At 64.2% G+C, this 23,795-nt stretch carries 25 protein-coding genes and 1 other RNA gene; 13 read left to right on the forward strand and 13 right to left on the reverse strand.

Features of this window, described 5'->3' with window-relative positions; genetic code table 11:
• The gene (locus ACZZZM_RS04485; RefSeq protein WP_463593913.1) at positions 1-780 is read right to left on the reverse strand and encodes a crotonase/enoyl-CoA hydratase family protein; all 780 of its coding nucleotides are present in this window, start codon (positions 778-780) and stop codon (positions 1-3) included.
• 74 nt (positions 781-854) lie between these two features.
• Here ACZZZM_RS04485 and ACZZZM_RS04490 point away from each other — a divergent pair, with 74 nt between their 5' ends.
• Genes ACZZZM_RS04490 through ACZZZM_RS04500 form a run of 3 tightly spaced genes read left to right on the forward strand, consistent with a single transcriptional unit; the run spans position 855 to position 2,250 of the window.
• Complete coding sequence (locus ACZZZM_RS04490; protein WP_463593914.1) at positions 855-1,403, forward strand: hypothetical protein; 549 nt, start codon at positions 855-857, stop codon at positions 1,401-1,403.
• A 44-nt stretch (positions 1,404-1,447) separates the two neighbouring features.
• On the forward strand, positions 1,448-1,882 hold the full coding sequence (locus tag ACZZZM_RS04495; protein WP_463593915.1) for a PaaI family thioesterase: 435 nt from the start codon (positions 1,448-1,450) through the stop codon (positions 1,880-1,882).
• Positions 1,879-2,250: a PaaI family thioesterase gene (locus ACZZZM_RS04500; RefSeq protein ID WP_463593916.1), complete on the forward strand. Its 372-nt coding sequence runs from the start codon at positions 1,879-1,881 to the stop codon at positions 2,248-2,250. The genes ACZZZM_RS04495 and ACZZZM_RS04500 overlap by 4 nt, the downstream gene beginning before the upstream one ends.
• 3 nt (positions 2,251-2,253) lie before the next feature.
• Here ACZZZM_RS04500 and ACZZZM_RS04505 read toward each other — a convergent pair whose 3' ends face one another.
• The 8 genes from ACZZZM_RS04505 to ACZZZM_RS04540 all read right to left on the reverse strand — a co-directional run bounded on the left by ACZZZM_RS04505 (position 2,254) and on the right by ACZZZM_RS04540 (position 11,521).
• Complete coding sequence (locus ACZZZM_RS04505) at positions 2,254-2,637, reverse strand: DUF6491 family protein (protein ID WP_463593917.1); 384 nt, start codon at positions 2,635-2,637, stop codon at positions 2,254-2,256.
• A 33-nt stretch (positions 2,638-2,670) separates the two neighbouring features.
• The gene (locus tag ACZZZM_RS04510) at positions 2,671-3,255 is read right to left on the reverse strand and encodes a thymidine kinase (protein WP_463593918.1); all 585 of its coding nucleotides are present in this window, start codon (positions 3,253-3,255) and stop codon (positions 2,671-2,673) included.
• 31 nt (positions 3,256-3,286) lie between these two features.
• Positions 3,287-3,688, reverse strand: a complete 402-nt coding sequence (gene rbfA / locus ACZZZM_RS04515) for a 30S ribosome-binding factor RbfA (RefSeq protein ID WP_463593919.1) — start codon at positions 3,686-3,688, stop codon at positions 3,287-3,289.
• Between the two features lie 44 nt (positions 3,689-3,732).
• Complete coding sequence (infB, locus tag ACZZZM_RS04520; protein WP_463593920.1) at positions 3,733-6,402, reverse strand: translation initiation factor IF-2; 2,670 nt, start codon at positions 6,400-6,402, stop codon at positions 3,733-3,735.
• An 8-nt stretch (positions 6,403-6,410) separates the two neighbouring features.
• Positions 6,411-7,124, reverse strand: coding sequence for a DUF448 domain-containing protein (locus ACZZZM_RS04525; RefSeq protein WP_463593921.1), 714 nt, complete (start codon positions 7,122-7,124; stop codon positions 6,411-6,413).
• An 85-nt stretch (positions 7,125-7,209) separates the two neighbouring features.
• Positions 7,210-8,835 (reverse strand): transcription termination factor NusA, encoded by a 1,626-nt coding sequence (gene nusA, locus ACZZZM_RS04530; RefSeq protein WP_463593922.1) that lies wholly within the window; start codon positions 8,833-8,835, stop codon positions 7,210-7,212.
• Entirely contained in the window at positions 8,835-9,419 is a 585-nt protein-coding gene (rimP, locus tag ACZZZM_RS04535; protein WP_463593923.1) for a ribosome maturation protein RimP, read from the reverse strand. The genes nusA and rimP overlap by 1 nt, the downstream gene beginning before the upstream one ends.
• Before the next feature lie 155 nt (positions 9,420-9,574).
• Positions 9,575-11,521 (reverse strand): alpha/beta hydrolase family protein, encoded by a 1,947-nt coding sequence (locus tag ACZZZM_RS04540; protein ID WP_463593924.1) that lies wholly within the window; start codon positions 11,519-11,521, stop codon positions 9,575-9,577.
• Between the two features lie 131 nt (positions 11,522-11,652).
• On the opposite strand from ACZZZM_RS04540, the gene ACZZZM_RS04545 reads away from it, so the two are divergent.
• The 6 genes from ACZZZM_RS04545 (at position 11,653) to ACZZZM_RS04570 (ending at position 17,542) form a co-directional block, all read left to right on the forward strand.
• Positions 11,653-12,783, forward strand: coding sequence for a PQQ-dependent sugar dehydrogenase (locus ACZZZM_RS04545; protein WP_463593925.1), 1,131 nt, complete (start codon positions 11,653-11,655; stop codon positions 12,781-12,783).
• Positions 12,784-12,823: 40 nt separating this feature from the next.
• Positions 12,824-13,720 carry a tRNA pseudouridine(55) synthase TruB gene (gene truB / locus ACZZZM_RS04550; RefSeq protein ID WP_463593926.1) on the forward strand — a complete coding sequence of 299 codons (897 nt, stop codon included), beginning with the start codon at positions 12,824-12,826 and terminating at the stop codon, positions 13,718-13,720.
• 22 nt (positions 13,721-13,742) lie between these two features.
• Complete coding sequence (gene rpsO, locus ACZZZM_RS04555) at positions 13,743-14,012, forward strand: 30S ribosomal protein S15 (protein WP_463593927.1); 270 nt, start codon at positions 13,743-13,745, stop codon at positions 14,010-14,012.
• Positions 14,013-14,168: 156 nt separating this feature from the next.
• On the forward strand, positions 14,169-16,550 hold the full coding sequence (gene pnp / locus ACZZZM_RS04560) for a polyribonucleotide nucleotidyltransferase (RefSeq protein WP_463593928.1): 2,382 nt from the start codon (positions 14,169-14,171) through the stop codon (positions 16,548-16,550).
• A gap of 151 nt (positions 16,551-16,701) precedes the next feature.
• Positions 16,702-17,058: an ArsR/SmtB family transcription factor gene (locus tag ACZZZM_RS04565; RefSeq protein WP_463593929.1), complete on the forward strand. Its 357-nt coding sequence runs from the start codon at positions 16,702-16,704 to the stop codon at positions 17,056-17,058.
• Positions 17,042-17,542 (forward strand): SRPBCC family protein, encoded by a 501-nt coding sequence (locus tag ACZZZM_RS04570; protein ID WP_463593930.1) that lies wholly within the window; start codon positions 17,042-17,044, stop codon positions 17,540-17,542. The genes ACZZZM_RS04565 and ACZZZM_RS04570 overlap by 17 nt, the downstream gene beginning before the upstream one ends.
• A 62-nt stretch (positions 17,543-17,604) precedes the next feature.
• Here the strand turns inward: ACZZZM_RS04570 and ACZZZM_RS04575 are convergent, their stop codons facing one another.
• A complete protein-coding gene (locus tag ACZZZM_RS04575) occupies positions 17,605-18,459 on the reverse strand; it encodes a helix-turn-helix domain-containing protein (RefSeq protein ID WP_463593931.1) in 855 nt (284 codons plus the stop codon).
• A gap of 245 nt (positions 18,460-18,704) precedes the next feature.
• On the opposite strand from ACZZZM_RS04575, the gene ACZZZM_RS04580 reads away from it, so the two are divergent.
• Positions 18,705-19,106, forward strand: a complete 402-nt coding sequence (locus tag ACZZZM_RS04580; RefSeq protein ID WP_463593932.1) for a hypothetical protein — start codon at positions 18,705-18,707, stop codon at positions 19,104-19,106.
• Positions 19,107-19,169: 63 nt separating this feature from the next.
• Here ACZZZM_RS04580 and ACZZZM_RS04585 read toward each other — a convergent pair whose 3' ends face one another.
• Positions 19,170-19,676, reverse strand: coding sequence for a hypothetical protein (locus ACZZZM_RS04585; protein WP_463593933.1), 507 nt, complete (start codon positions 19,674-19,676; stop codon positions 19,170-19,172).
• Positions 19,677-19,839: 163 nt separating this feature from the next.
• On the opposite strand from ACZZZM_RS04585, the gene ACZZZM_RS04590 reads away from it, so the two are divergent.
• Positions 19,840-21,447, forward strand: coding sequence for a GNAT family N-acetyltransferase (locus tag ACZZZM_RS04590; RefSeq protein WP_463593934.1), 1,608 nt, complete (start codon positions 19,840-19,842; stop codon positions 21,445-21,447).
• A gap of 187 nt (positions 21,448-21,634) precedes the next feature.
• On the opposite strand, the gene ssrA is transcribed toward ACZZZM_RS04590, so the two are convergent.
• Positions 21,635-21,974: a transfer-messenger RNA gene (ssrA, locus tag ACZZZM_RS04595) on the reverse strand.
• A 55-nt stretch (positions 21,975-22,029) separates the two neighbouring features.
• Here ssrA and ACZZZM_RS04600 point away from each other — a divergent pair.
• Positions 22,030-22,461: an RrF2 family transcriptional regulator gene (locus ACZZZM_RS04600; protein WP_463593935.1), complete on the forward strand. Its 432-nt coding sequence runs from the start codon at positions 22,030-22,032 to the stop codon at positions 22,459-22,461.
• A 137-nt stretch (positions 22,462-22,598) separates the two neighbouring features.
• On the opposite strand, the gene mscL is transcribed toward ACZZZM_RS04600, so the two are convergent.
• On the reverse strand, positions 22,599-23,048 hold the full coding sequence (gene mscL / locus ACZZZM_RS04605; protein ID WP_463593936.1) for a large conductance mechanosensitive channel protein MscL: 450 nt from the start codon (positions 23,046-23,048) through the stop codon (positions 22,599-22,601).
• Between the two features lie 92 nt (positions 23,049-23,140).
• Here mscL and ACZZZM_RS04610 point away from each other — a divergent pair, with 92 nt between their 5' ends.
• Complete coding sequence (locus tag ACZZZM_RS04610; protein WP_463593937.1) at positions 23,141-23,722, forward strand: LemA family protein; 582 nt, start codon at positions 23,141-23,143, stop codon at positions 23,720-23,722.
• The last annotated feature ends 73 nt before the right edge of the window (positions 23,723-23,795 follow it).

Raw genomic sequence — 23,795 nt, forward strand, 5'->3', positions numbered from 1 at the left:
TCAATCGGCGAAGTTCGGCGCGCGCTTCTGCATGTTCGCCATCACCGCTTCGATCTGGTTGGGCGTTCGCAGCAGCGCTGCCTGCTCTGCGCTCTCGGCGAGCAGGATCGTGGTGGCATCGCCTTCCAGATTGGCGAGTCTCTTGGCGGCACGCACCGCATGCGGATTGCGGCCGGCGATCTCGCGGGCGAGCGCCAATGCCTGAGCATGCGGATCATCGGCGATGCGAGTGACGAAGCCCATCGAGAGGCCTTCGGCAGCGTCGAACTCGCGCGCGGTATAGGCCAGTTCGCGTAAATGATCGTCGCGGACCATCCCGCGCCACAAAGCATAGCCGGCCATGTCGGGGACGATGCCCCATTTGATTTCCATCACCGACATTCGCGTGCCCGACGCGGCGATGCGGATGTCGGCGCCGCTGGCGATCTGCAGCCCGCCGCCGAACGCCACGCCGTGTATCGCCGCGATCACCGGCACGGCCAGCGCGCGCCAGCCCCAGGCGACCTGCTGATAGTCGTTCGAGATGCCACGCGTTCGCGCCTCAATATCGACGCCGGATCCCACCGACGCCATGCTCGCCATGTCGAGCCCGGCGCAAAAGGCGCGGCCTTCGCCCGACAGCACCACTGCGCGCAGCCCGGGCATAGCCTCGAGCTGTGTGATCGCCTCTATGATCCCCGCGATCATCGCCGGGTCGAGTGCGTTCATCTTGTCCCCGCGGGTGAGGCGCACATCGGCAACGCCCTCCCTCACCTCGATCGCAACGCGTTGCTCGCTCATCCTCTCGCCCCTTGCTAGCGCTAACATTTCCGGGAAGGATAGGCGAAATCCCGCCACGGGGACAGGAGAGGAAAATGAAGTTTCTGATTGCCGCCGCCGCGTTGCTCGCCGCACCCGCCGCCTTTGCCCAGACCGATCCCGGCGATGCGCCCGTCAAACCCAAGCCCACCACCGCCGCAGCAGCGCCTGCTGCCGATCCGGCGCTCGCTGCGATCTACACCAACGCGCTGGGCGCCGGCTGGCAGAATTGGAGCTTCGCCACCGTCGAACTATCGGTGGACATTGGCAGTGCGCGCAAGCCGATCAAGGTTTCGGCCGAAGGGTATAAGGCCCTCTATCTCCACCACGCCCCGTTCAGCACCGCGCCCTATCGCGGCATCAGCTTCCTGGTTCAGGGCACCAATGGCGAGCACAAGGTCCGTGTTATCGCCACGACCGGCGGCAAGCCGATCGACGGCAAGGCCAAGATCATCACGGTTAAGCCCGGGGGCTGGACCAAAGTGGTCGCCTCCCTAGCTGAGTTGGGCGCCGAGAATATCGAGATGGACGGCTTCTGGATCCAAAACGATAGCGGCGAGACCATTCCGAACTTCTACGTGGCCGATATCGCACTGACGTCCTGAGTCGGGTTTGCGCGGTCGGCGCTCGCGGGTTAGGGGCGCGGGCAATGACAGACGCCCGTACTTTCGATCCCGAGCGCTTGTTCGCCAGCCGCTTCGCCGGGCATGGCAACACGCTCGGCATTGCCTATCACGCGCATGGCCCGGATTGGGCCAAGCTTGTCCTGCCTTACGACCAGAAACTGATCGGCGATCCTGCGACCGGCGTGATCGCCTCCGGCCCGATCCTCGCCCTGATGGACATGGCGGCCAGTGTCGGCGTCTGGCTCAAGCTCGATCGGCTGCATGCCCATGCGACGCTCGACCTGCGCATTGACTATCTCCGCCCGGCCCGTCCAGGGCATACCGTGGTCGGGCGTGGCGAATGCTACCGGATCACGCGCTCGATCGCCTTCGTCCGCGGGCAGGCGCATGATGGCGATCCGAGCGATCCGCTCGCCAATGTCGCCGGCACCTTCATGGCAGTGGAGGGCTATTGGTGAGCCTGCCTTATTCCGAACTGCTTGGGCTCACCGAAGAGCCGGGTAAGACCGCTCCCACTCTGTTGATGGAGTTCGGCACGCATCTGCTGGGCCGCCCCGGCTTCCTCCATGGCGGCGCGATCGGCGGACTGCTCGAAATGGCCGCTGTCGCCGCGCTTAAGCAGGCGCTGGCCGGCGAGGATGCCCGCTTCAAGCCCATCAATCTGACCGTGGACTATATGCGCGGCGGCCGCGACAAGCCGACGCGGGCGCGCGGGATCGTCACGCGGCTGGGCAATCGTGTCGCCAATGTCGAGGCAGTGGCCTGGCAGGACGATCCCGAGCGGCCGATCGCCGCCGCCAGGATGAACTATCTGATCGTTCGCTGAAGCTCAGCTCCGGCGCGGTTTCTTGACCTTCTTGGGCGGCGGACCGCTGCGGACGATGCTCGAAATCCGGCATCTCTCGCGTCCGGCGAGGATGGTGTCGCCGCGCTCGAGCGTGCTGCTGTTGCCGAAGGTCTTGAAGCCGACGCGGATCGCGAAGGGCAGCTCGTTACAGCGCGAGAAGAAGCGCGCAAAATACCAGTCGCGCCGCGAATTCTGGATGTACACGCCTTCGCCGTTGCGGGTGGCCTCGAAGGTGCGGACATTGCCGCGGCTGATGAACGGGATCGACACTTCCTTGCCGCCCGGCAGGGGCACGTCCTGCGCGGTGGCGGCGCCAGCAGTGAGCAAGAGGGCGGGCGCCAGCGTGATGGCTATGGCCTTGAACATGGGCTTGTCCTGAATGAGATCGGTAGCGCCGATCTACGCTCCAACACCTGTACGCTGCATGAAGTGCCGCCGGCACATCGCGACATAGCGCTCATTGCCACCCACTTCGCGTTGCTCGCCTTCGCGCACCGCATTGCCAGTCGAATCGACGCGCATGTTCATCGTCGCCTTGCGCCCGCATTCGCAAACCGATTTGAGTTCGATCAGGGCATCGGCGAGGGCCAGCAACTCGGCTGATCCCGGAAAGAGCTTGGCCTGGAAATCGGTGCGCAGCCCATAGCAGAGCACCGGGATGCCGACTTCGTCGGCGAGATGCGCCAGCTGGCGGACCTGTTCGGGCTGCAGGAATTGCGATTCATCGACAAGGATGCAGGCGAGCGGTGCCTTGAAATGCTCTTCCTCGGCGATCACGCGCAAGTCGGTCGCTTCATCGAAGGGAATCGCCCGCTGCTTGAGCCCGAGCCGCGAATCGATCACGCCCTTGCCGCCACGGTCGTGGATCCCCGCGGTGAACAGCAGCGTCCGCATGCCCCGCTCGCGATAATTGAAATCCGCCTGGAGCAGCGTGGTCGATTTGCCCGCATTCATGCTGGCATAATAGAAATAGAGCTTGGCCATGCCCGCATCCTAGGCGAGCGCGGCGCGCAAGTCAGTCCTGGGAATCGTCGACGAGATCCTGCGCCACCTTCGGATCGCGCAGCAGCTGATCGATATGGCTGCCTTCGTCGAAGCTCTCGTCCGCCAGGAATTTTAGCTTAGCGGCATATTTCATTTTGACGCGGGTGGCGACTTCGCGCTGGAGATAGGCGGTGTTGGTGCGCAGCGCCTTGAGCACCGCTTCCTCGTCCTTGCCGAGCAGCGGCTTCACGAAGACGGTGGCGTGGCGCAGATCGGGCGACATGCGGACTTCGGTCACCGAAACCATATGCTTGGCCAGCACATCGTCATGCACATCGCCGCGCTGGAGGATTTCGCTCAGCACATGGCGCGTCTGCTCACCCACCTTGAGCAGGCGGACGGAGCGGGTCTCGGGGGTTTCGGCGTGCTTCATGGCAAATCCACGCCACCCCGGCTTCCACCGGGGTGGCGATATTTTTACAGCGTCCGTTCGCGCAGTTCGACTTCGAAGGTTTCGAGATAGTCGCCCGCCTTGATGTCGGTGAAGTTTTGGGTGAACGTTACACCACACTCCAGACCGGCGCGCACTTCGGCCACGTCGTCCTTGAACCGCCGGAGCGATGCGATCTCGCCTTGATAGATGATGACGTCGTCGCGGGTGATGCGTGCCTTGAGCGCCTTGCGGATGACACCCTCGGTAACAAGCAGACCCGCAGCCTTGCCGGTCTTGCCCGCCGAGAAGACCTCGCGGATTTCGGCGCGGCCGACGACCGTTTCGAAAGCCTCGGGCCCGAGCTGCCCGGCCATGCCGGCGCGGATCTCGTCGGTCAGCTCATAGATCACGTCGTAATATTTGAACGCGACCTTCTGGCGATCGGCAATCTCACGCGCCTTGGCATTTGGGCGCACGTTGAAGCCGATGATCGGCGCACCCGATGCGCCCGCGAGCGTAACGTCGCTCTCGGTGATGCCGCCGACGCCCGCATGGAGCACCCGCGCCTTGATATCGTCGGTGGAGATCTTGTTGATTGCCGCGACGATCGCCTCGACCGTGCCCTGGGTGTCCGCCTTGACGACGATCGGATATTCCATCGCCTGCTTTTCCTTCAGCGCCGAGAACATCGTCTCAAGGCTGGCGGGAGCATTGGTGGTGCGCTTGTTCTGGATCACGCCGGCGCGGTAGGCCGCGACTTCGCGGGCGCGCGCGTCATTTTCGACGACCTGGAGCGAATCACCCGCCATCGGCACGCCCGACAAGCCGAGCACTTCGACCGGCATCGACGGTCCGGCTTCCTTGAGCTGCTTGCCCTGGTCATCGACCAGTGCACGCACCTTGCCGCTTTCGGCGCCGATGACGAAGATGTCACCGACCTTGAGCGTGCCACGCGTGACCAGCACGGTCGCGACGGGGCCGCGGCCCTTGTCGAGCTTGGCTTCGATCACGGTACCTTCGGCGGCGCGATCGGGATTAGCGCGCAGTTCGAGAAGCTCGGCTTGGAGCTGGATCTTCTCGATCAGCTCGTCGAGGCCGGTCTTCTTGAGCGCCGAGACTTCGACGTCCTGCGTGTCTCCGCCCATAGCCTCGACCTGCACGTCATGCTCGAGCAGACGCTCGCGGACGCGCTGGGCATTGGCCTCGTGCTTGTCGATCTTGTTGATCGCCACGATCATCGGCACGCCGGCCGCCTTGGTGTGGTTGATCGCCTCGATCGTCTGCGGCATCAGCCCGTCGTCCGCCGCCACCACCAGGATGACGATATCGGTAACGTTGGCGCCGCGGGCACGCATTGCGCTGAACGCTTCATGGCCCGGCGTATCGAGGAAAGTGATCTTCGACTTATCCTTCAGGGTAACCTGATAGGCGCCGATATGCTGGGTGATGCCGCCGGCTTCGCCGCGCACCACATTGGTGTCGCGCAGCGCGTCGAGCAGCGAGGTCTTGCCGTGATCGACATGGCCCATGATCGTGACCACCGGCGGGCGCGGCTGGAGAACGCCTTCTTCCTCGACGACGGTGTCAACTTCGAGATCAACATCCGAATCGCTGACACGAACGATATTGTGGCCGAATTCGGTGACCAGCAGCTCGGCAGTGTCCTGATCGATGGTATCGCCCATCGCCGAGGGCACGCCCATCTTGAACAGCGACTTGATCAAGTCGATGCCCTTTTCGGCCATGCGGTTGGCGAGTTCCTGGATGGTGATCGTCTCGGGAACCTGAACGTCGCGGACCTGCTTGATCTGCGGCTCGCGCGGGCCGCCCATGCGGCGATGTTCCTTTTCGCGGGCGCGCTTGAGCGCCGCGAGCGAACGCGCACGCGCGCCGTCATTGTCGCCAAGCGCACGATTGACCGTGAGCTTGCCCGACTGACGGCGGTCGTCACCGGGACGGCCAGCGCCACGGCTCGGACGCGCAGGCGGCTCGGGGCGTTTGGGTGCGCCGGTGCCGGGCAGCGTCCGCGGCGAAGCGGGGCCGCCTGCGGCCGGGGCCGGAGTGGCTTCGGCTGCGCGTTCCTGAACGGGCTCGGGCTTGGGCTGCGGCTTAGGAATCTCGGGGCGTGCGACCGGCGTGAAGCGGCGCGGCGCGGGCCGATTGGGATCGAGCGCGATGCCGACCGGCTCAGGTGCCGGTTCAGGCGCAGGCGTGGATGCCGGCGCCGGAGCGGCTTCGACGACCGGCTCGGGCTCGGCGGCCTTGGCCAGGGCAGGCGTCTTGGGCGCATTGGCGGCTTCGGCCTCGGCGCGGGCACGTTCCTCGGCGCGGCGGGCTTCGGCCTCAGCGGCTTCGGCACGCTCGCGCTCTTCGCGGCGACGCGCTTCTTCGAGCGCGTTCATCCGCTGCCCTTCGGCTTCGCGGAGCATGCGGGTCTGGCGCTCCTGCGCGGTCTCGCCGGCGGGAGCCGAAGGACGCGGGGCAGGGGCCGGTGGCGGCGGCGGAGCGGGCTCAGCGGCGACGGGCGCCGGCGTTACTTCCTCGGGCGCGGCGCTCTGGGGGCCAAGCACGCGGCGGCGCTTCACTTCCACAACCACGGTGTTCGAGCGGCCATGGCTGAAGCTCTGCTTCACCTTGCCCGTCTCGACGGTGCGCTTGAGGCCCAGCGGCGCGCGCATGCCCAATTTCGGCTTTTCGTTCTCGGTGTCGCTCATGCGGCTGCCTAAAGTCCTTCAGTCTGTCGTTCGTCGTCGTGCGGCGCTTCCGACGGAAGCGCCGATGCGCCTTCAGCGCTGGATACGCAAGGCACGGGCAAGGGTTCGGGTCCGATAAAGTGCAGCCAGCGGTCGAGCGCATCGCTCACCCTTCTGGCCGCTTTGGCGTCGGTCAGGCCGGCATGTACCACATTTTCGCGGCCCAGCGCCAAGGACAATATAGTCCTTGATACCGGTATTGATAAGCCCTTGAGGCTCGATCCTTCGCGATCGGATCCCACGCGCCATGCCTGGGCGAGCTTGGCCATCCCGTCGGCACTGGCATCGCTGGCATGCAACAGCATGTGAAGCTTGCCCGAGCGCGCCGCCTTGTCGAGTTTCTCGCCGCCGGTGGTGACGGCGCCCGATTTGGATTCGAGACCCAGCCGGTCGAGCAAATTGCGCTCCAGCTGGGCCGCGATCCGTTCGGGAAGGTCGTCCGGAACGGTCAGCTTCTCGCCCTTGAAAGCGCGCGCCAAGGCACCGCGCAACTTGCCCTTGGCCATCGCAGCTTCGAGCTCGGCACGATTCACGCCGATCCACGCCCCGCGGCCCGGCGCCTTGGCGCGGACATCGGGCAGCACTTCGCCATCGGGCGAGAGGGCCAGGCGCACGAGATGCTCGCGCGCTTCCTTCTCCCCCGACAGGATGCATTTGCGAATCGGTTCCTTGGCTTCGCGCATATCCGCGCGAGCCTCGACAGGCTGGCCGTCCGGCCCCTCTGTGCGAGGGGGGCCGAACTGCTTCGCTCTTCTTACCGCGCGGGTATCATTGTCCGGATTCCGCAACTGCGTCCTCCGAGCTTGCGTCCGAAGCCGGAGCCTCGTCCTCGAACCAATGCGCGCGAGCAGCCATGATGATCTCGTTGCCCTGCTCGTCGGTCAGGCCATATTCGGACAGGATCCCGCCCTTGTCCTCGGCGCGCTTGGGCGCGTCCTCGTTGCGGCGGCGCGGCTCGATGCGCTTCTTCTGGACCAGTTCGTCGGTCGCGAGATCGGCGAGATCGTCGAGCGTCTTGATGCCCGCCTTGCCTAGCGTGACCAGCATCGCTTCGGTCATATAGGGCATGGTCGCCAGATCGTCCTCGACGCCGATTTCGCGGCGCAGGGTGCGATTGGCTTCCTCGCGGCGCTCGAGCGCTTCGGCGGCGCGGCTCTGCAGCTCGGCGCCCAGATCCTCGTCAAAACCTTCGATCTCGGCGATTTCCGCCAGCTCGACATAAGCGACTTCCTCGAGGCTGCTGAACCCTTCGGCGACGAGCAGCTGTGCGAGCGTCTCGTCGACGTCGAGTTCGTTCTGGAACAGCTCGCTATTGGTAACGAACTCCTGCTGGCGCTTCTCGCTGGCATCGGTCTCGGTGAGGATGTCGATCGCCTTGGCGGTGAGCTGCGAAGCCAGGCGGACGTTCTGGCCGCGGCGGCCGATTGCCAGCGAAAGCTGATCGTCGGGAACCACCACTTCGATGCGGTCATCCTCTTCGTCGATCACGACGCGGCTGACATTCGCGGGCTGAAGCGCGTTAACCACGAAAGTCGCGGTGTCTTCGCTCCACGGGATGATGTCGATCTTCTCGCCCTGCATTTCCTGGACCACTGCCTGGACACGGCTGCCCTTCATGCCGACGCAGGCGCCGACCGGATCGATGCTCGAATCGTGGCTGATCACGCCGATCTTGGCGCGCGAACCCGGATCGCGGGCAGCGGCCTTGATCTCGATGATGCCGTCGTAAATCTCGGGCACTTCCTGCGCGAACAGCTTCTTCATGAAGTCCGGATGCGCGCGGCTGAGGAAGATCTGCGGACCGCGGTTTTCGCGGCGGACGTTGAGGATGATCGAGCGGACGCGATCGCCGACGCGGACGACTTCGCGCGGGATCTGCTGGTCGCGGCGGATGACGCCCTCGGCGCGGCCGAGATCGACCACGACGTGACCGAACTCGACGCGCTTGACGAGGCCGGTGATGATCTCGCCCATCCGGTCTTTGAATTCTTCGTGCTGGCGCTCGCGCTCGGCGTCGCGGACCTTCTGGAAGATGGTCTGCTTCGAAGCCTGGGCCTGGATGCGGCCGAATTCGATCGGGGGCAGCGGATCGACGATGAAGTCGCCGATCGCGGCGTCCTTCTGGAGCTTCTGCGCGCCCTTCAAATCGACCTGCTTGAAATAATCGTCGACTGCCTCGACCACTTCGACGACGCGCCACAAGCGTAGGTCACCCGAGACCGGGTCGAGCTTGGCGCGGATGTCGTTCTCGCTGCCATAGCGATTCTTGGCGGCGCGCTGGATCGCGTCCTCCATCGCCTCGATGACGATGGCGCGGTCGATCAGCTTTTCCTTGGCGACCGAATCGGCAATCGCGATCAGCTCGGCCTTGTTGGCGGAAATGGCGGTGGCCATCAGTCTTGTTCCTCTGCTTCCCCGTCCGCGTCCGCGGACATTTCATAGGCTTCTTCGAATTCGTCTGCGCCCTCGGTGGAGAGCGGCGCGGTCGCTGCAATCAGGCGGTCGGTCATCAGCAGCTTGGCATCTGCGACCTGCGCCCAGGAAATGGCGACTTCGCGGTGCTTACGCACGTCGATGGTGATGGTGTCGCCCTCGACGCCGACCAGATCGCCGGTCAGCTGCTTGCGATTGTCGGCGGTCGGCTCGGTCAGGTTGATCCGCGCCTCATGCCCCTTCCAGTCCTCGAAATCCTGGAGGCGCGTCAGCGGACGGTCGATGCCCGGCGAGCTGACTTCGAGGCGATAGGCATGCTCGATCGGATCGCGGCCCGCTGCTTCGAGTTCGTCCAGCCGCTCCGAGATGCGGCGCGACAGATTGGCGCAATCGTCGATGCTCAGCTGGCGCGTGTCGGGGCGCTCGGCCATCACCTGGAGCGTCGGATCGCTGACCCCGCCGAACATCTTGACGCGCACCAGTTCGAGCCCGAGCGCCTTGGCCTCGGGTTCGATCAGCTTGGTCAGTGCGGCCACGTCCGCCATTCGATCTCCGGTAATCAGATATGCAGCTTCTGCGACCGCACCCGGGTGGGAGCGGCCTCGGCATGTTTGACGATGTCGAGAAAGCACCGGCGATATACGCGCTTGTCCCCAAGGGGGCAAGTGCCCGTCAGCACTGATTATTGCGTGCCTCCGGCTCAGCCGGGTGGCGGACCGACGGGATTATGCTGGTCGAGGAACTTGCCGATCCGCACGAGAAAGTCGGTGGCGTGGCCGGGATCGGTCAGCCCATGGCCTTCATCGGGATAAATCACATATTCGTGCGCCCGGCCGATTCGCTGGAGCGCATCGTGCAATTGCTTCGATTGCGACATCGGCACGTTACGATCGTCGCTGCCATGCGCGATCAGGATCGGCACCTGCATCTTGTCGACCATCTTGATCGGCGAAATCTGGTCGAGCTCGAACTTCTTGTCGCCCTGCACACGCGCCCGCCAATCCTGGAAATAACGCGTCGCGCTCATCCCCCTCTTGTCGTAGCGGAGCATCGCATCGACATCCGAAATGCCGGCGAAGCTGATCGCGCAGCGATAGATTTCGGGATTGCGCACTGCCGCCCACATCGCCGCATAACCACCGAACGACGCACCCATTATGCATACGCGCTTGGGATCGACTTTGCCCTGCGCCGCGAGCCATTTCACGCCGTCGTCGACATCGTCCTGCATGCCCCGGCCCCATTGGCCGATGCCCTTCTTGACAAAATCGCTGCCGAAGCCCGTCGAGCCGCGGAAATTGGGCTGGAGCACGGCATAGCCCTTGCTCGCCAGATACTGGGCCCAGACGTCAAAGCCCCAGCTGTCGCGTGCGAACGGACCGCCATGCGGCATCACGACGAGCGGCAGGCCCTTGGCGTCGCGGCCCGGCGGCAGGGTGAGATAGGCGCGAATCTCGAGCCCGTCGCGCGCCTTGTAGCGGACCGGCTCCATCGCCGCGAGCCGCTTGCCGACAAGCTTGTCGTACATTTCGGCGAGCGGCTCCATCACGTTGGTGGCGCGGTCGTAGATCAGATAGGTGCCCGCCTCGCTCGCCGACCCGGTCCAGACCAACAGCTTGCTTCTCGCACGATCGGCAGAAACCACGCGATTGACGTTGCCCGGTATCGCCTTGTCGAGCTTGGCCTGGAATTTCTTGAGCTCGGGATCGAACCACATGATCTCGGGCTTGTCGTCGATATAGGTGACGCTCTGGATCTTGCCGTCGGGCCCGAGATCGAAATCGTCGATATCGACGATCGGATTCTCGTAGAGCTGTTCGCCAAGCGAATCGGCCCTGAAGTCGTAGCGATAGAGCCCGAAGCGCCCGCTCTTGCCCGATGCGATGGCGAAGCCCGAATCGCTGCCCGATATCGGCAGGAACCGGTCAATCACCGTGTCCGAGACATTGAAAGTGCGCTGCTTGGTGCGCTCGAAGCTCTTGCTGTCGCCGTCGCGGTAGAAGACCCACCATTTGCCGTCGCGGATACCGACGCCGGCGCGGATCGTACCTCGATCATCGGCGTACCAGTTCCACACGTCCTCGCGCGAATCGACGATCTTGACCGATTTGCCCGTCGCCAGATCGACGCGGTAAACCGAAGGGTATTCGAAGATACTGGCTTGGGTGCTGAGCAGCAGGAATCGCCCGTCGCGATCGACATGGATGATATTGTCGCCATCGATCCCTTGCGCGCGCGGTCCGACGAAGCTCTGCTTGCCGGTATCGAGATCGAACAGCGCCAGTCGCGTCATCCGCACATCGGTGCCCATCACGGATTCGGCGCGCGACATGCTGACGAGCAGGCGGCGGTTGCCGGCCCAGCGCGTCCATTGCAGCTGGTGCTCGGCGGGAATCTCGATCCTACGCACCCCGCCGGGGGCCACCGGCAGGGCGATGATCAGCACCATCTGCTTGCCGTTCGCCATTCCCTTGGCGGCGACCAGCTTGCCGTCAGGGGAGAGGATCGGCGCGGTTACCATCGGCGGCGCGCCGAAATCGGCGGCGGTGGGGATTGCCGGCGCGGCATCCTGCGCCGCGACGCCGGACGCGCCGAGGAGCAGGGCCGCCCAGGCAGCGAGCGCCGCGCTAAAATCTCGTATTCTCACCGGCTTGCCCCCGATCCTTTGCCCGCAGGCACGATGCCGCGAGGGCGCCATACCGCGCAAGCTGAAAAGCTGACGGAAACGGACGGATGCGCTAAGGCGTTACACACCCGAACCCCCATCGGAGTTACCGAATGCCTGCAGTCCGCCTGATGCTCCCCGCGCTTGCGCTTCTTGCCGCGTGCAATCCGCAATCCAATGCCGTGGCCCAGAACAACACGGCCCCCGGCGATCGGCCATTCACGGTCACCGAAGTCGCCGATTTCGATTCGCCCTGGGCAATGACCTTCCTCCCCGATGGGCGGATGCTGGTGACCGAGAAGAAGGGCCAATTGCTGCTCTTGTCCGCCGACGGCAAGACGAGGACGCCTGTCAACGGCGTTCCGGCCGTGATGAGCGAGGGCCAGGGCGGGCTGATGGACGTGGTCCTCCATCCCAAGTTCGCCGAGAATCGGCTCGTTTATCTCAGCTGGTCCGAAGCCAATTCGGCCGGGCTGAAGGGGGTGGCGCTCGGGCGCGGCAAGCTGGCTGCGGACGGCTCCAAGCTCGAGGGCTTCGAGGTGATCTTCCGCGCCGATCCTCACGTCGAGGGCAACGGCCATTTCTCGGGCCGCATCGCCTTCGCGCCCGATGGGCATCTGTTCTTCACCAATGGCGAGCGCCAGAAATTCACGCCGGCCCAGGATCCCAAGGCGACGCTCGGCAAGGTGCTGCGCCTCAACGATGACGGAACCCCCGCCGCGAACAATCCGCTGGCCGCACAGGGCTTCCACCCGGCAGTCTGGTCTTATGGCCATCGCAACCTGCTCGGCCTGGCCTTCGACGCGAAGGGCAATCTGTGGGAGCAGGAAATGGGGCCGAAGGGAGGGGATGAAGTCAATCTCGTCCTGCCCGGCAAGAATTACGGCTATCCCAATGCCTCGAACGGCAGCCATTATGACGGGCGCGACATCCCCGATCATAAGGCGGGCGATGGCTATGAGGCGCCGAAAGTCTGGTGGAACCCCGTGATCTCGCCCGGCGGGTTGATTGTCTATTCGGGCACGATGTTCCCCCAATATAATGGCGATCTGTTCATCGGCGGGCTGTCGAGCAAGGCGCTGGTCCGCGTCGATGTGGAGGGCACGAACGCCAAGAAAGGCGACCAGTGGGATATGGGCGCGCGCATCCGTGAAGTGGAGCAGGGCCCTGACGGTGCGATCTGGCTACTCGAGGATGGCGGCGAGTCGCAGGGCCGGCTGCTCAAGCTGACGCCTGCCAAATAGCGTGCTGGCCGCGCCCCGGCCGCTCGGCTACGGGCGCGGCATGCATGGCTGGATCATCCTCGACAAGCCCCTGGGGCTCGGCTCGACCCAGGGCGTGAGCGCCGTCAAGCGCGCGCTCCGCGACAGCGGGTTTGGCCCCAAGAAAAAAGATCTGCCCAAGGTCGGCCATGGCGGCACGCTCGATCCACTCGCGACGGGCGTGCTGCCGATTGCCCTCGGCGAGGCGACCAAGCTCGCGGGGCGAATGCTCGACAGCGACAAGGTGTATGATTTCACGATCGGGTTCGGCGTGCAGACGGATACGCTCGACCTGGAAGGTAAGGAGATCGCGGCCAGCGATGTCCGCCCGCCGCTAGCGGAAATCGAGGCGGTGCTGCCGAGCTTCACTGGCCCGATCGAGCAGGTGCCGCCGGCTTACTCCGCGCTCAAGGTGGATGGCGAGCGGGCCTATGATCTGGCGCGCGCAGGCGAAGAGGTCGTGCTGGCCAAGCGCGCAGTGACAATTCATTCGCTCGACATCCTTGAGGTGGGCCGTGACAGCGTCACTCTCACCGCCCATGTCTCCAAGGGCACGTACATCCGCAGCCTCGCCCGTGACATCGCACTTGCGCTCGGCACTGTCGGCCATGTCACCATGCTCCGCCGTATCAAGGCCGGCCCCTTCGGTCTCGACCAGGCGATTTCGCTGGACAAATTGGCCGAACTGGCTAAGGCGCGCACCCTTGAACAACACCTCCTGCCATTGAGGGCGGGGCTGGACGACATCCCGGCTTTCTCCCTCACTCCCGACCAGGCAGGGCTGCTCCGCCAAGGGCAGGTTCTGGCCGGGACAGACGCTGAAGACGGCCAATATTTCGCGCTGCTGGACCAGGTTCCGGTTGCGCTGGTGGAGGCGCAATCCGGACTTGTCCGGGTCGTCCGCGGTTTCAATCTGTAAAGCGATGTCGAAGGAAAATTGAATGACGATCACTGCCGAGCGCAAGGACGTGCTCATCAAGGAACATGGCCGCGAGAGCGGCGACACCGGCAGCCCCGAAGTCCAGATCGCGATCCTCACCGAGCGCATCGTCAATCTCACCGAGCACTTCAAGACTCACGGCAAGGACAATCATTCGCGCCGCGGTCTGCTGCTGATGGTCAACAAGCGCCGTTCGCTCCTCGATTATCTTCGCAAGAAGGATCAGGCGCGCTACACCGATCTCATCGCGAAGCTCGGCCTTCGCAAGTAACCCAGAAGGGCGCCCTCGCGGCGCCCTTTTGACATTCGGGCCGCCGGCAATCCGGCCAGCAGGCCCTCCCGGAGTGCAATCACTCCAAACCGGACGGGCCGGCTAACCCGCACACAGGCCCCCGCCGCATTGGGCAGCGGGAGTGAAGGAAACCAAATGTTCGACACCAAAAAAGTAGAAATCCAGTGGGGCGGTCAAACGCTGACTCTGGAAACGGGCCGCGTTGCCCGCCAGGCCGACGGCGCCATCATGGCGACCCTGGGCGAAACCGTTGTGCTCTGCGCCGTCACCGCCGCACGCTCGGTCAAGGAAGGGCAGGACTTCTTCCCGCTCACCGTTCATTACCAGGAGAAGTATTCGGCCGCGGGACGCATCCCCGGCGGCTTCTTCAAGCGCGAGCGCGGCGCCACCGAGAAGGAGACTCTCACGAGCCGCCTGATCGATCGTCCGATCCGCCCGCTGTTCCCGGAAGGGTTTTACAACGAGATCAACGTGATCTGCCAGGTTCTCAGCTATGATGGCGAGAACGAGCCGGACGTGCTGGCGATGGTCGCGGCTTCGGCTGCGCTGACCATTTCGGGCGTGCCCTTCATGGGCCCGATCGGCGCAGCGCGCGTCGGTTATGTCGAGGGCGAATATGTCCTCAACCCGAACAACACCCAGATCAAGGAAGGTGACCTCGATCTCGTCGTCGCCGCCACCGGCGATGCCGTGATGATGGTCGAATCCGAAGCCAAGGAGCTTTCGGAAGAAGTCATGCTCGGCGCCGTGCAGTTCGCCCACAAGGCGATCCGCCAGGTCGTCAATGCGATCATCGATCTCGCCGAGCAATCGGCCAAGGATCCGTGGGAGCTGGCCCCGGTCGCCGACAAGTCGGACACCATGAAGAAGCTGCGCAAGGCGATCGGAGACGATATCGCTGCTGCTTATAAGCTGACCGACAAGCAGCAGCGCCAGAACGCGCTCAACGATGCCCGCGGCAAGGCCCGCGACGCTTTCGCGGACCTCAAGGAAAGCGATCCGGCCCAGTATCTCGGCACGCTCAAGCTGGTGAAGAAGCTCGAGGCGGATATCGTCCGCGGCGCCATCCTCAAGGACGGCATCCGCATCGACGGCCGCAACACCAAGCAGATCCGCCCGATCGAAGCGATGGTGCATTTCCTGCCCCGCGCCCACGGCTCGGCGCTGTTCACGCGTGGCGAGACCCAGTCGATCTGCACCACCACGCTTGGCACCCGCGACGCCGAGCAGATGATCGATGGTCTGAACGGGCTCAATTACGAGCACTTCATGCTGCACTATAACTTCCCGCCCTACTCGGTCGGCGAAGTCGGCCGCTTCGGCGCTCCCGGCCGCCGCGAAGTCGGCCACGGCAAGCTCGCCTGGCGCGCGCTGCACCCGGTGCTGCCGACCAAGGAAGAGTTCCCGTACACGATCCGCGTTCTCTCGGACATCACCGAGAGCAACGGCTCGTCCTCGATGGCCACCGTCTGCGGCGGTTCGCTGTCGATGATGGATGCCGGCGTGCCGCTCAAGCGCCCGGTCTCGGGCATCGCAATGGGCCTGATCCTCGAGGGCAAGGATTTCGCGGTTCTCAGCGACATTCTGGGCGACGAGGATCATCTCGGCGACATGGACTTCAAGGTTGCAGGCACGTCCGAGGGCATCACCACGATGCAGATGGACATCAAGATCGCCGGCATCACCGAAGAGATCATGAAGGTCGCGCTCGATCAGGCCAAGGAAGGCCGCGCGCACATCCTCGGCGAAATGGCCAAGGCGCTCGATCACACCCGTGAAGAGCTGTCGGCGCATGCTCCGCGCATCGAGAGCTTCACGATCGACAAGTCGAAGATCCGTGAAGTCATCGGCACGGGCGGCAAGGTCATCCGCGAGATCGTCGCGACGACCGGAGCCAAGGTCGATATCGACGATGAAGGCGTGATTAAGGTCAGCTCGTCGGATCCGGCGCAGATCGAGGCGGCCATCGCCTGGATCAAGGGCCTGGTCGAGGAAGCAGAAGTCGGCAAGGTCTATGCAGGCAAGGTCGTCAATCTCGTCGATTTCGGCGCGTTCGTGAATTTCATGGGCGGCAAGGACGGTCTCGTCCACGTCTCCGAAATCCGCAACGAGCGCACCGAGAAGGTCTCGGACGTCCTGAGCGAAGGCCAGGAAGTCAAGGTCAAGGTCCTCGAGATCGACCAGCGCGGCAAGGTTCGCCTGTCGATGCGGGTCGTTGACCAAGAGACCGGCGCCGAGCTCGAAGACACGCGTCCGGCACGTGAGCCCCGCGAAGGCGGCGACCGTCCGCGCGGTGACCGCCCGCAGCGCGACGGCGACCGCCGTCGTGACGGCGGCGGCGGCCGTGGCCCCGGCGGTGACCGTGGTCCGCGTCGCGAAGGCGGCGGTGATCGTGGTCCGCGCGGCGAAGGTCGTGGCGACCGTGGTGATCGCGGCCCGCGTCCCGAGCGCTCGGAGAGCAAGGACGATGGCGGCGATATCGGCCTGCCGGCGTTCCTGACCGGCGACAAGGACTGATACCGGCTGGCCCCAGGCCTAGCTAGACGAAAGGGGCTCCGGGCAACCGGGGCCCTTTTTTTCGCTCCGCGCGGCGTCCACGCGCCAATATGAAACCGGAAAAACGTCGAGGCTTGCATACCTCGCCAACGTCGATTAGAAACTGAGCCATATGGTTCAGTATTCCGCTCCTGCCCTCGATCTGTCTTTTGCCGCGCTTGCCGATGCGACGCGCCGCGGCATCATCGAGCATCTCGGGCGATCGGAGGCGTCGATCACGACGCTGGCCGCGAAATTCCAGATGACCCTCACGGGGATGAAGAAACACGTCCAGGTTCTGGAGCGCGCCGGGCTGGTGATGACGCGCAAGGTCGGGCGGGTGCGAACCTGCCGGCTCGGAGTGCGTGGCTTGGCGGCGGAGGCGGCGTTGCTCGAAGACTACCGCAAATTATTCGAGGCGCGCTTCGATGCGCTCGATCGAATCATCGATGAAATGACAAAGGAGCAGAGTGATGGATCAGCAGGTTAGTTCTTCGAATGATGCCCAGTTTCGAACCTTGATCGAGCGCCGCGGCGAGCGTGAACTGGCCGTCACGCGGACTTTCAACGCGCCGCCGGCGCTGGTTTTCAAGGCGTGGAGCCAAGCCGAGCTGTTTCAGCGATGGTGGATGCCGAAGTCGGTGACCGGCGTCTCGCTGGTGTCCTGCGAAATGGACGTCCGGACCGGCGGCAAATACAAGCTGGAATTCGGCGCCGGCGATCCGGAGACCATGGCATTTTACGGCAAGTATCTCGAGGTCGTGCCGAACGAGCGCATCGTCTGGACCAATGACGAGGGCGAAGAAGGCGCGATCACGACCGTGACCTTCGAGGATCAGGGTGGCAAGACGCTGCTGCACTTCCACGAAATCTATCCGAGCAAGGAGGCGCTCGAAGAAGCGCTGCAGGGCTCGGCGGCCGGATTGCCGGAGCAATTGGAGCAGCTCGACGAGCTACTCGCGAGCATCGGCTAGCATCGGTTGGAATGCGAATGGGCGGCACCGGCAAATGCCGGGCCGCCTTTCCGCTTACGGGATCATCCTTTGGGCTGGTGCAGAACCTGCATCGCCGCCCCTGCTGCAGCCATCCGTCCGCGAACCGCTGCGTCGACGATCGGCCGCGGCTGCGCGAGATAGGCCTGGGGCGACAGTCCCATGAACCGCCGGAAATCGCGGTTGAAGTGAGACTGGTCATAATAATGCGCGTCGAGCGAGCGTGACCAGTTGGTGTTGGCGCCGAGCATGACTTCGGCCAGCGTCCGCAAAAACCGCTGGCGCCTGAGCAGCAGCTTTGGCTTGAAGCCGAAGGCCCGCCGGCTGAGCTTCGCCACCGATCGCTCGGAGATGCCGACGCGCTCCGCCAGCTCTGCCACCGTCCCGACATCGGGATCGGCCAGCGCCGCATGGGCGCGGGCGACGGCGTTATCGTCCGGCGGCGCGGTGGCCAGCAGATCGAGCAGATGGCGATTGATTGCCGCGGCCTGATCGTGCGGATCGCCATCGGCATCCTGCAATTGCGGACGCAGCCGCGCCAGATGCGCGAGGGCCGGATCGGCCTCTGCGTCGATCGTGCGATCGGCATAGGCCTCGGCCGGCTCGCCGACGAATTTGGTCCAGCCGAGCGGCAGAAAGCCGATGCCCCAGCTGCGCACCGTTCCGGTCTCGAACCGTGTCGCATAGCATGTCGGCCCGACCAGGACGCAGGCCGGAGTCGGCTGCATCTCGCCCGGGCCGATCGAGCCGACGCCGGGATCGCCTTCCATGAAGCGCAGGTTCGCCCATTCGGGATGGAGCGTATCCGCCATGCGCGTGCCCGGCACAGTCTCGATATCGTTGAGATAGATCGCGGACAGATAGGGCTCGAGCGCGGGATCGGGCCGGAAGAACCGCATCCTGGCGCTGGCTTCCGCCACTGCACTCGTCACGAAATCGCCGATCCACGCATAGGAATATACTCGGTTGCTTCGCTGCCTTGATCGGCAATCGCCGCCGCGCACGAGATGTCATGAGCGACGCCGGATATGCCCCTGTAGCGGCTCCGGAAATGCGTATCGAGCAGATTTATCCAAGTTTGCGCAAGCGTGACGGAATAGGCTTCGCGCCGTCGATGATGACTATTGGTCGAAAGGTCCAATCAATGAAATGGAACATCCTTGCCGCCACCGTCTCCCTCAGCCTGCTCGCGGCGCACCCGGTTCCGGTTCAGGTGACCGACGAGCAACTGATCGATTTCGCGCTTGAGCAAGGCAAGCTGGCGATGGATGCGACTTCGATGCCGCGCGCCAAGGCGGTCCTGCGGCGCGCCAGCAACTGCCTGATCGGCCGCGATTCGGGCTATTTCATCGTCGGCGCCGGGGGGCCGTGCAATTCACGGATCAACCTCACCACCTCGACGACCAACCTCCAAAAGCGTGAGGCGATCACCAACGCGTTCAACAAGTTCCTCGCCGGCAGCGGCAAAGCCGATCTGCAGGAAGCGCAGGATTACGCCCAGGACGGTGTGGCGCAATTGGAAGAAGCCAAGACCGCCGAGGATTGATACGCGAGGGCAGGGGCGGCGGGTGCCGTCCCTGCCCTGCCACGCATAGACCGCCTCCCGCGGCTATCGCGGCCGAAGCTTCGAACGCCTCGCGCCGGTGGTGCCGTTCATCGTGCAGCGCCAGTCGCCAAAGGTCGTCTGCCAGCACGCGCCGGTTGCGCCGGTGACCGGCGATTCATCGCAATTGAGGTTGGGATCGCCATAGATCTTGGCGTCGGCGCGCAGTTTGCACACCGACCAGGTCCAGCTGCCGCGGATCGGATAGACGCGCTTGCTCGTGTCGGCATCGGGCATGGTGACTGCATTATACATCGCCGCGAAGCTGGTCGGGCCACCAATCTGGACCTGCAGGTTCTCGACCAGCCAGGACTCGCCCGTCGACGTCGATTGCGTTTCCTTCGCGCAGCGGACCAGTTGCCCGGCAAGGGCTGCCGATGGAACCTGGCGGACCTGCGGGCAAGTTGCCGCCTTGCGCGCGCCCCAGAGCACTTTCGTATCCTGCGCCTGGGCGGTGCCGCCCACCGCGCTCAGGACCAGCCCTGCCGTCACCAACAAAGTCACTCGTGTCATGTTGCCCTCGCTTGTCTATTGTGTAGCGATTGTCACAGATCGCGGCGGGCACGACTTGGATAAAACCGCCCGAGCGCCCGCTGGCATGACGGTCGCATGCTGCGATGCAGCGGCGGAGGGATAGACGGCGGCTGCGATGCGTTCGGCGGGGAAACAGGAGTCGATGATGCCCAGTAAAAGCCCCGCCACTCTGGAGGTGCGCACTGCCACCCCGCGCGACGTGCAGGGCATATTGGCACTGATCAGTCGCGCCTATCCGGGCATCGAGAATTATAGCGCCGGCCAGGTCAGCGGGCAGATCAATAATTTCCCGGCGGGGCAGTTCGTGGCGGTCTTCGAAGGCGCAGTCGTCGGCTATTGCGCATCGTCGCGAATCGACGAGGCGATTGCGCTGGCCCCGCATGATTGGGCGACGATCACCGGCAACGGTTTCGGCAGCCGCCACGATCCGACCGGCGACTGGCTCTACGGCATCGAGATGGCAGTCGACGAGCGCCAGCGCGGACTGCGTATCGGCAAGCGGCTCTACGAGGCACGGCGGGCATTGGCCGAGCGGCTGGAGCTGCGCGGGATCGTGTTCGGCGGGCGGATGCCGGGCTATGCGCGGGTTCGATCCAAGGTGGCGGGGCCGGAGGATTATCTCGAGCGCGTGCGCGAAGGAGAGTTTCGCGATCAGGTGATCGGGTTCCAGCTCGCCAACGGCTTCACGCCGATTGGCGTGCTCCACAAATATCTGCCCTTCGACAAAGCCTCGGACGGGTTTGCCGCGCACATGGTGTGGCGCAATCCCTATGTCGATCCGAACGAGCCGCCCGCGTTTCGCGTGCCGAGAGACGTCGAGAGCGTGCGGCTGGCGACGGTCCAGTTCCAGGCCCGCGCAGTCAAGAATTTCGACGAATTCGTCCAGAACGTCGAATATTTCGTCGATGTCGCGGCGGATTATCGCTCGGACTTCGTCGTCTTCCCCGAGCTGTTCACGATTCCGTTGCTGTCCTTCGAGCCCGAGGGCCTGTCGCCGATGGAGGCGATCGACCGGATGACAGAGCATCGCGCGCCGATCGTCGCCGAGCTTTCACGGATGGCGCTGCGCTACAACATCAACATCGTCGGCGGATCGCACCCTACGCGGACCGATGACGGCAGCATCCAGAACGTCGCCTATGTCTGCCTGCGCGACGGTTCGGTTCATGCGCAGGAGAAGATCCACCCGACCCCCAACGAAGCCTATTGGTGGAAGATCAAGGGCGGCAGCTCGGTCGACGTCATCCAGACCGATATCGGGCCGATCGGCGTGCTGATCTGCTACGACAGCGAATTCCCCGAGCTCGCCCGCCGGCTGGTCGACGAAGGCGCGCGGATCATCTTCGTGCCGTTCTGCACCGACAATCGCCAGGGCTATATGCGCGTGCGCTATTGCGCGCAGGCGCGGGCGATCGAGAACCAGTGCTTTGTGGTGCTATCCGGCAATGTTGGCAATCTGCCGGGCGTCGACAATATGGACGTTCAATATGCCCAGTCCTGCATCCTCACGCCCTGCGACTTCCCCTTTGCGCGCGACGGGATTGCGGCCGAGGCGAGCGAGAATATCGAGACGCTGACGATCGCCGACGTCAATCTTGCCGACCTGACCTGGGCGCGGGCCGAGGGCACGGTGCGCAATCTCGCCGACCGCCGCTTCGACTTGTACCGGATCGACTGGAAGAAAGGCACACACCGCGAGCCGCCGCCGGAGAATCGCCCGCGTGGCACCAAGGCGCCGGGAGGCGGCTGAGCGGCGCTGGGATCCAGGGTAACGACTTAGTCGTCATCCCCGCGCAAGCGGGGACCCAGAGCCACCCAACCCACCACTGAGCAACCCTGGGCCCCCGCTTGCGCGGGGATGACCGTTTCAGTTCGGGTAGATCAAATACTAGAAGCAAAGTGGGGGACTTCTGTTGCCCGGTGTCCCCCGTACCGCTGGAATCCGCTTCTGTTGCCCGGTGCGGTCCAACCGCGCATTTTAGTCTAACCTTGGGCCGTTAAGCCGTAGGGTTAGGCCGCAATAGCGAGTGCTTCGTTATCGTTGGCACTTGTGTAATGGACCGTCACAGTGGCCCACGCTGAGAGATAGTCGGCGCTTTTCAACACACGTCGATCCTAGTTCGGCCCCGTCAAAATCCCCGGTTTCCCGAGGTTTGTGGTGGAGCCGGCGGGTACTGCCCCCGCGTCCGCTGTGCCTATTGCACGCCGTCGTTTATCCCCATAGCCGAGCGAACCCGGCAGTGCCCATATAAGCACATCGCGCTGAAATAAAAGGGCTTGGGCGGCCTGCGCCCCTTCACTTTCGGGCAGAGGATTGGCATGGGCCTAACCCATGTTGACCCAGCGGTCCCGTTACGCGCTTCGCGCCATGCTTTTCCTGGCCGGCGAACCCGCGGCGGGCGCGCCGATTCCGATGAACCGCATCGCCGCGCAGGCCAATGTGCCGCGCAAGTTCCTCGAGCTGATCCTTGCGGATCTGCGCGAGGCGGGTTTTCTGGTCTCGACGCGCGGAAAGATGGGCGGATACCGGCTGGCGCGCGCATCGCATTTGATTTCCTTGGGTGAGATCATCCGGGTGATCGAAGGGCCGCTGGCGCTAGTGCCGTGCGTGAGCCGGACGGCATATCGGGCATGCAGCGACTGCAAGGACGAAGCCGCCTGCGCGATCCGGCAGGCCATGGCACGGGTGCGCGACGAGACTGCGCGCATCCTCGACGGCACCAGCCTCGCCAATGCCGTCGCCGAAGATCTGGCGGCGGCTTAGCCTGAGCATGAATCGGTTCTTCTGGCACCCCGGACCTGGTCCAGGGTCCAGCGGGCGCCGGGCACTGGCCTAGAGGCGCAATACTTATTGCCTGCGGAACCATGGACCCCGGCACAAGGCCGGGGTGACAAAAGGGCTCAAACTTTCTTGCGCAATTCGTCGCGGATTTCGCGGAGCAGCTTGATGTCCTCGGGATCGGGCACCGGTGCCGCAGTGCCTTCTGCCTTTTCCTTTTCGACCACATGGATCGCGCGATTGACGAAGCGGACCAGCAGGAAGACCATGAAGGCGAGGATCAGGAAATTGATCACCACGGTGATGAACGCGCCGAAGCCGAACAGCGGCACGCCCGCGGCTTTCAATGCGGCATAGTCGCTGAGCGATCCCGCATAGCCGGCAGGCACTGCGCCGAGGCGGATGAAATAGCTCGAAAAGTCGAACCCGCCGAAGATCGCGCCGATCACCGGCATGATCAGATCGTCGGTCAGCGACTTGGTGATCGTGCCGAATGCGGCGCCGATGATCACGCCAACGGCCAGATCGAGCACGTTGCCGCGCGCAATGAAGGTCCGGAATTCCTTTAGCATCGTTACGCTCCCCTCTTGTTTCCGATTTCGCTTTCTCCATCTTCCCCACGTGCCGTATGAGAGCAAGGCACATTGAGTGTGGAGGGAATGCAATGAAGATGCGTGCGGTTCTGGCGCTGGCGATGGCCGCGATGCTTTCGGCCTGCGGGCTCAACAGCGTTCCCACGGCGCAGGAGGCGGCGAAGGCCAAATGGGCCGACGTTCAGACCAATTACCAGCGCCGTGCCGATCTGATCCCCAATCTCGTCGCGACTGCAAAGGGCGCAGCGGGATCGGAAGGCAAGATCCTGACCGACATCACCAATGCCCGCGCCAGCGCCAGCCAGATCAAGCTGAGCGGCGACGATCTGACCGATCCGGCCAAGGTCTCGGCATTCAATCAGGCGCAGAACGGCGTGAGCCTGTCGCTCCAGCGCCTCCAGGAGGCGTATCCGCAGCTCCAGAGCCAGGCCAATTTCCAGACGCTGATGAGCCAGCTCGAAGGCACCGAGAACCGCATCGCGATCTCGATCCGCGACTATAACGCCGCGGTGCAGAGCTATAACACCACGATCCGCACCTTCCCCGATGCGATCGGCGCCAAGATCTTCCATGGCGCCAAGCCGATGGTGCCGTTCGAAGCCAAAGCCGGCTCGGACGTCGCGCCGACGGTCAATTTCGGGAACGGTAGCTGAAGCCAGCGGCGCTCCTTTTGTGCGGGGCGCTCGCAGCCTGCAATGCTGCGGCGCCGCCGCCCAAGGCTCCGCC

The organism is Sphingomonas sp. AC522 (genome assembly GCF_979258125.1).

Coding starts and splice junctions, on each gene's coding strand:
- ACZZZM_RS04485 (WP_463593913.1), bottom strand. CDS start 780: ATGAGCGAGCAACGCGTTGCGATCGAGGTGAGGGAGGGCGTTGCCGAT.
- ACZZZM_RS04490 (WP_463593914.1), top strand. CDS start 855: ATGAAGTTTCTGATTGCCGCCGCCGCGTTGCTCGCCGCACCCGCCGCC.
- ACZZZM_RS04495 (WP_463593915.1), top strand. CDS start 1,448: ATGACAGACGCCCGTACTTTCGATCCCGAGCGCTTGTTCGCCAGCCGC.
- ACZZZM_RS04505 (WP_463593917.1), bottom strand. CDS start 2,637: ATGTTCAAGGCCATAGCCATCACGCTGGCGCCCGCCCTCTTGCTCACT.
- ACZZZM_RS04510 (WP_463593918.1), bottom strand. CDS start 3,255: ATGGCCAAGCTCTATTTCTATTATGCCAGCATGAATGCGGGCAAATCG.
- rbfA (WP_463593919.1), bottom strand. CDS start 3,688: ATGAAGCACGCCGAAACCCCCGAGACCCGCTCCGTCCGCCTGCTCAAG.
- infB (WP_463593920.1), bottom strand. CDS start 6,402: ATGAGCGACACCGAGAACGAAAAGCCGAAATTGGGCATGCGCGCGCCG.
- ACZZZM_RS04525 (WP_463593921.1), bottom strand. CDS start 7,124: ATGCGCGAAGCCAAGGAACCGATTCGCAAATGCATCCTGTCGGGGGAG.
- nusA (WP_463593922.1), bottom strand. CDS start 8,835: ATGGCCACCGCCATTTCCGCCAACAAGGCCGAGCTGATCGCGATTGCC.
- rimP (WP_463593923.1), bottom strand. CDS start 9,419: ATGGCGGACGTGGCCGCACTGACCAAGCTGATCGAACCCGAGGCCAAG.
- ACZZZM_RS04545 (WP_463593925.1), top strand. CDS start 11,653: ATGCCTGCAGTCCGCCTGATGCTCCCCGCGCTTGCGCTTCTTGCCGCG.
- truB (WP_463593926.1), top strand. CDS start 12,824: ATGCATGGCTGGATCATCCTCGACAAGCCCCTGGGGCTCGGCTCGACC.
- rpsO (WP_463593927.1), top strand. CDS start 13,743: ATGACGATCACTGCCGAGCGCAAGGACGTGCTCATCAAGGAACATGGC.
- pnp (WP_463593928.1), top strand. CDS start 14,169: ATGTTCGACACCAAAAAAGTAGAAATCCAGTGGGGCGGTCAAACGCTG.
- ACZZZM_RS04565 (WP_463593929.1), top strand. CDS start 16,702: ATGGTTCAGTATTCCGCTCCTGCCCTCGATCTGTCTTTTGCCGCGCTT.
- ACZZZM_RS04570 (WP_463593930.1), top strand. CDS start 17,042: ATGGATCAGCAGGTTAGTTCTTCGAATGATGCCCAGTTTCGAACCTTG.
- ACZZZM_RS04575 (WP_463593931.1), bottom strand. CDS start 18,459: ATGCGGTTCTTCCGGCCCGATCCCGCGCTCGAGCCCTATCTGTCCGCG.
- ACZZZM_RS04580 (WP_463593932.1), top strand. CDS start 18,705: ATGAAATGGAACATCCTTGCCGCCACCGTCTCCCTCAGCCTGCTCGCG.
- ACZZZM_RS04585 (WP_463593933.1), bottom strand. CDS start 19,676: ATGACACGAGTGACTTTGTTGGTGACGGCAGGGCTGGTCCTGAGCGCG.
- ACZZZM_RS04590 (WP_463593934.1), top strand. CDS start 19,840: ATGATGCCCAGTAAAAGCCCCGCCACTCTGGAGGTGCGCACTGCCACC.
- ACZZZM_RS04600 (WP_463593935.1), top strand. CDS start 22,030: ATGTTGACCCAGCGGTCCCGTTACGCGCTTCGCGCCATGCTTTTCCTG.
- mscL (WP_463593936.1), bottom strand. CDS start 23,048: ATGCTAAAGGAATTCCGGACCTTCATTGCGCGCGGCAACGTGCTCGAT.
- ACZZZM_RS04610 (WP_463593937.1), top strand. CDS start 23,141: ATGAAGATGCGTGCGGTTCTGGCGCTGGCGATGGCCGCGATGCTTTCG.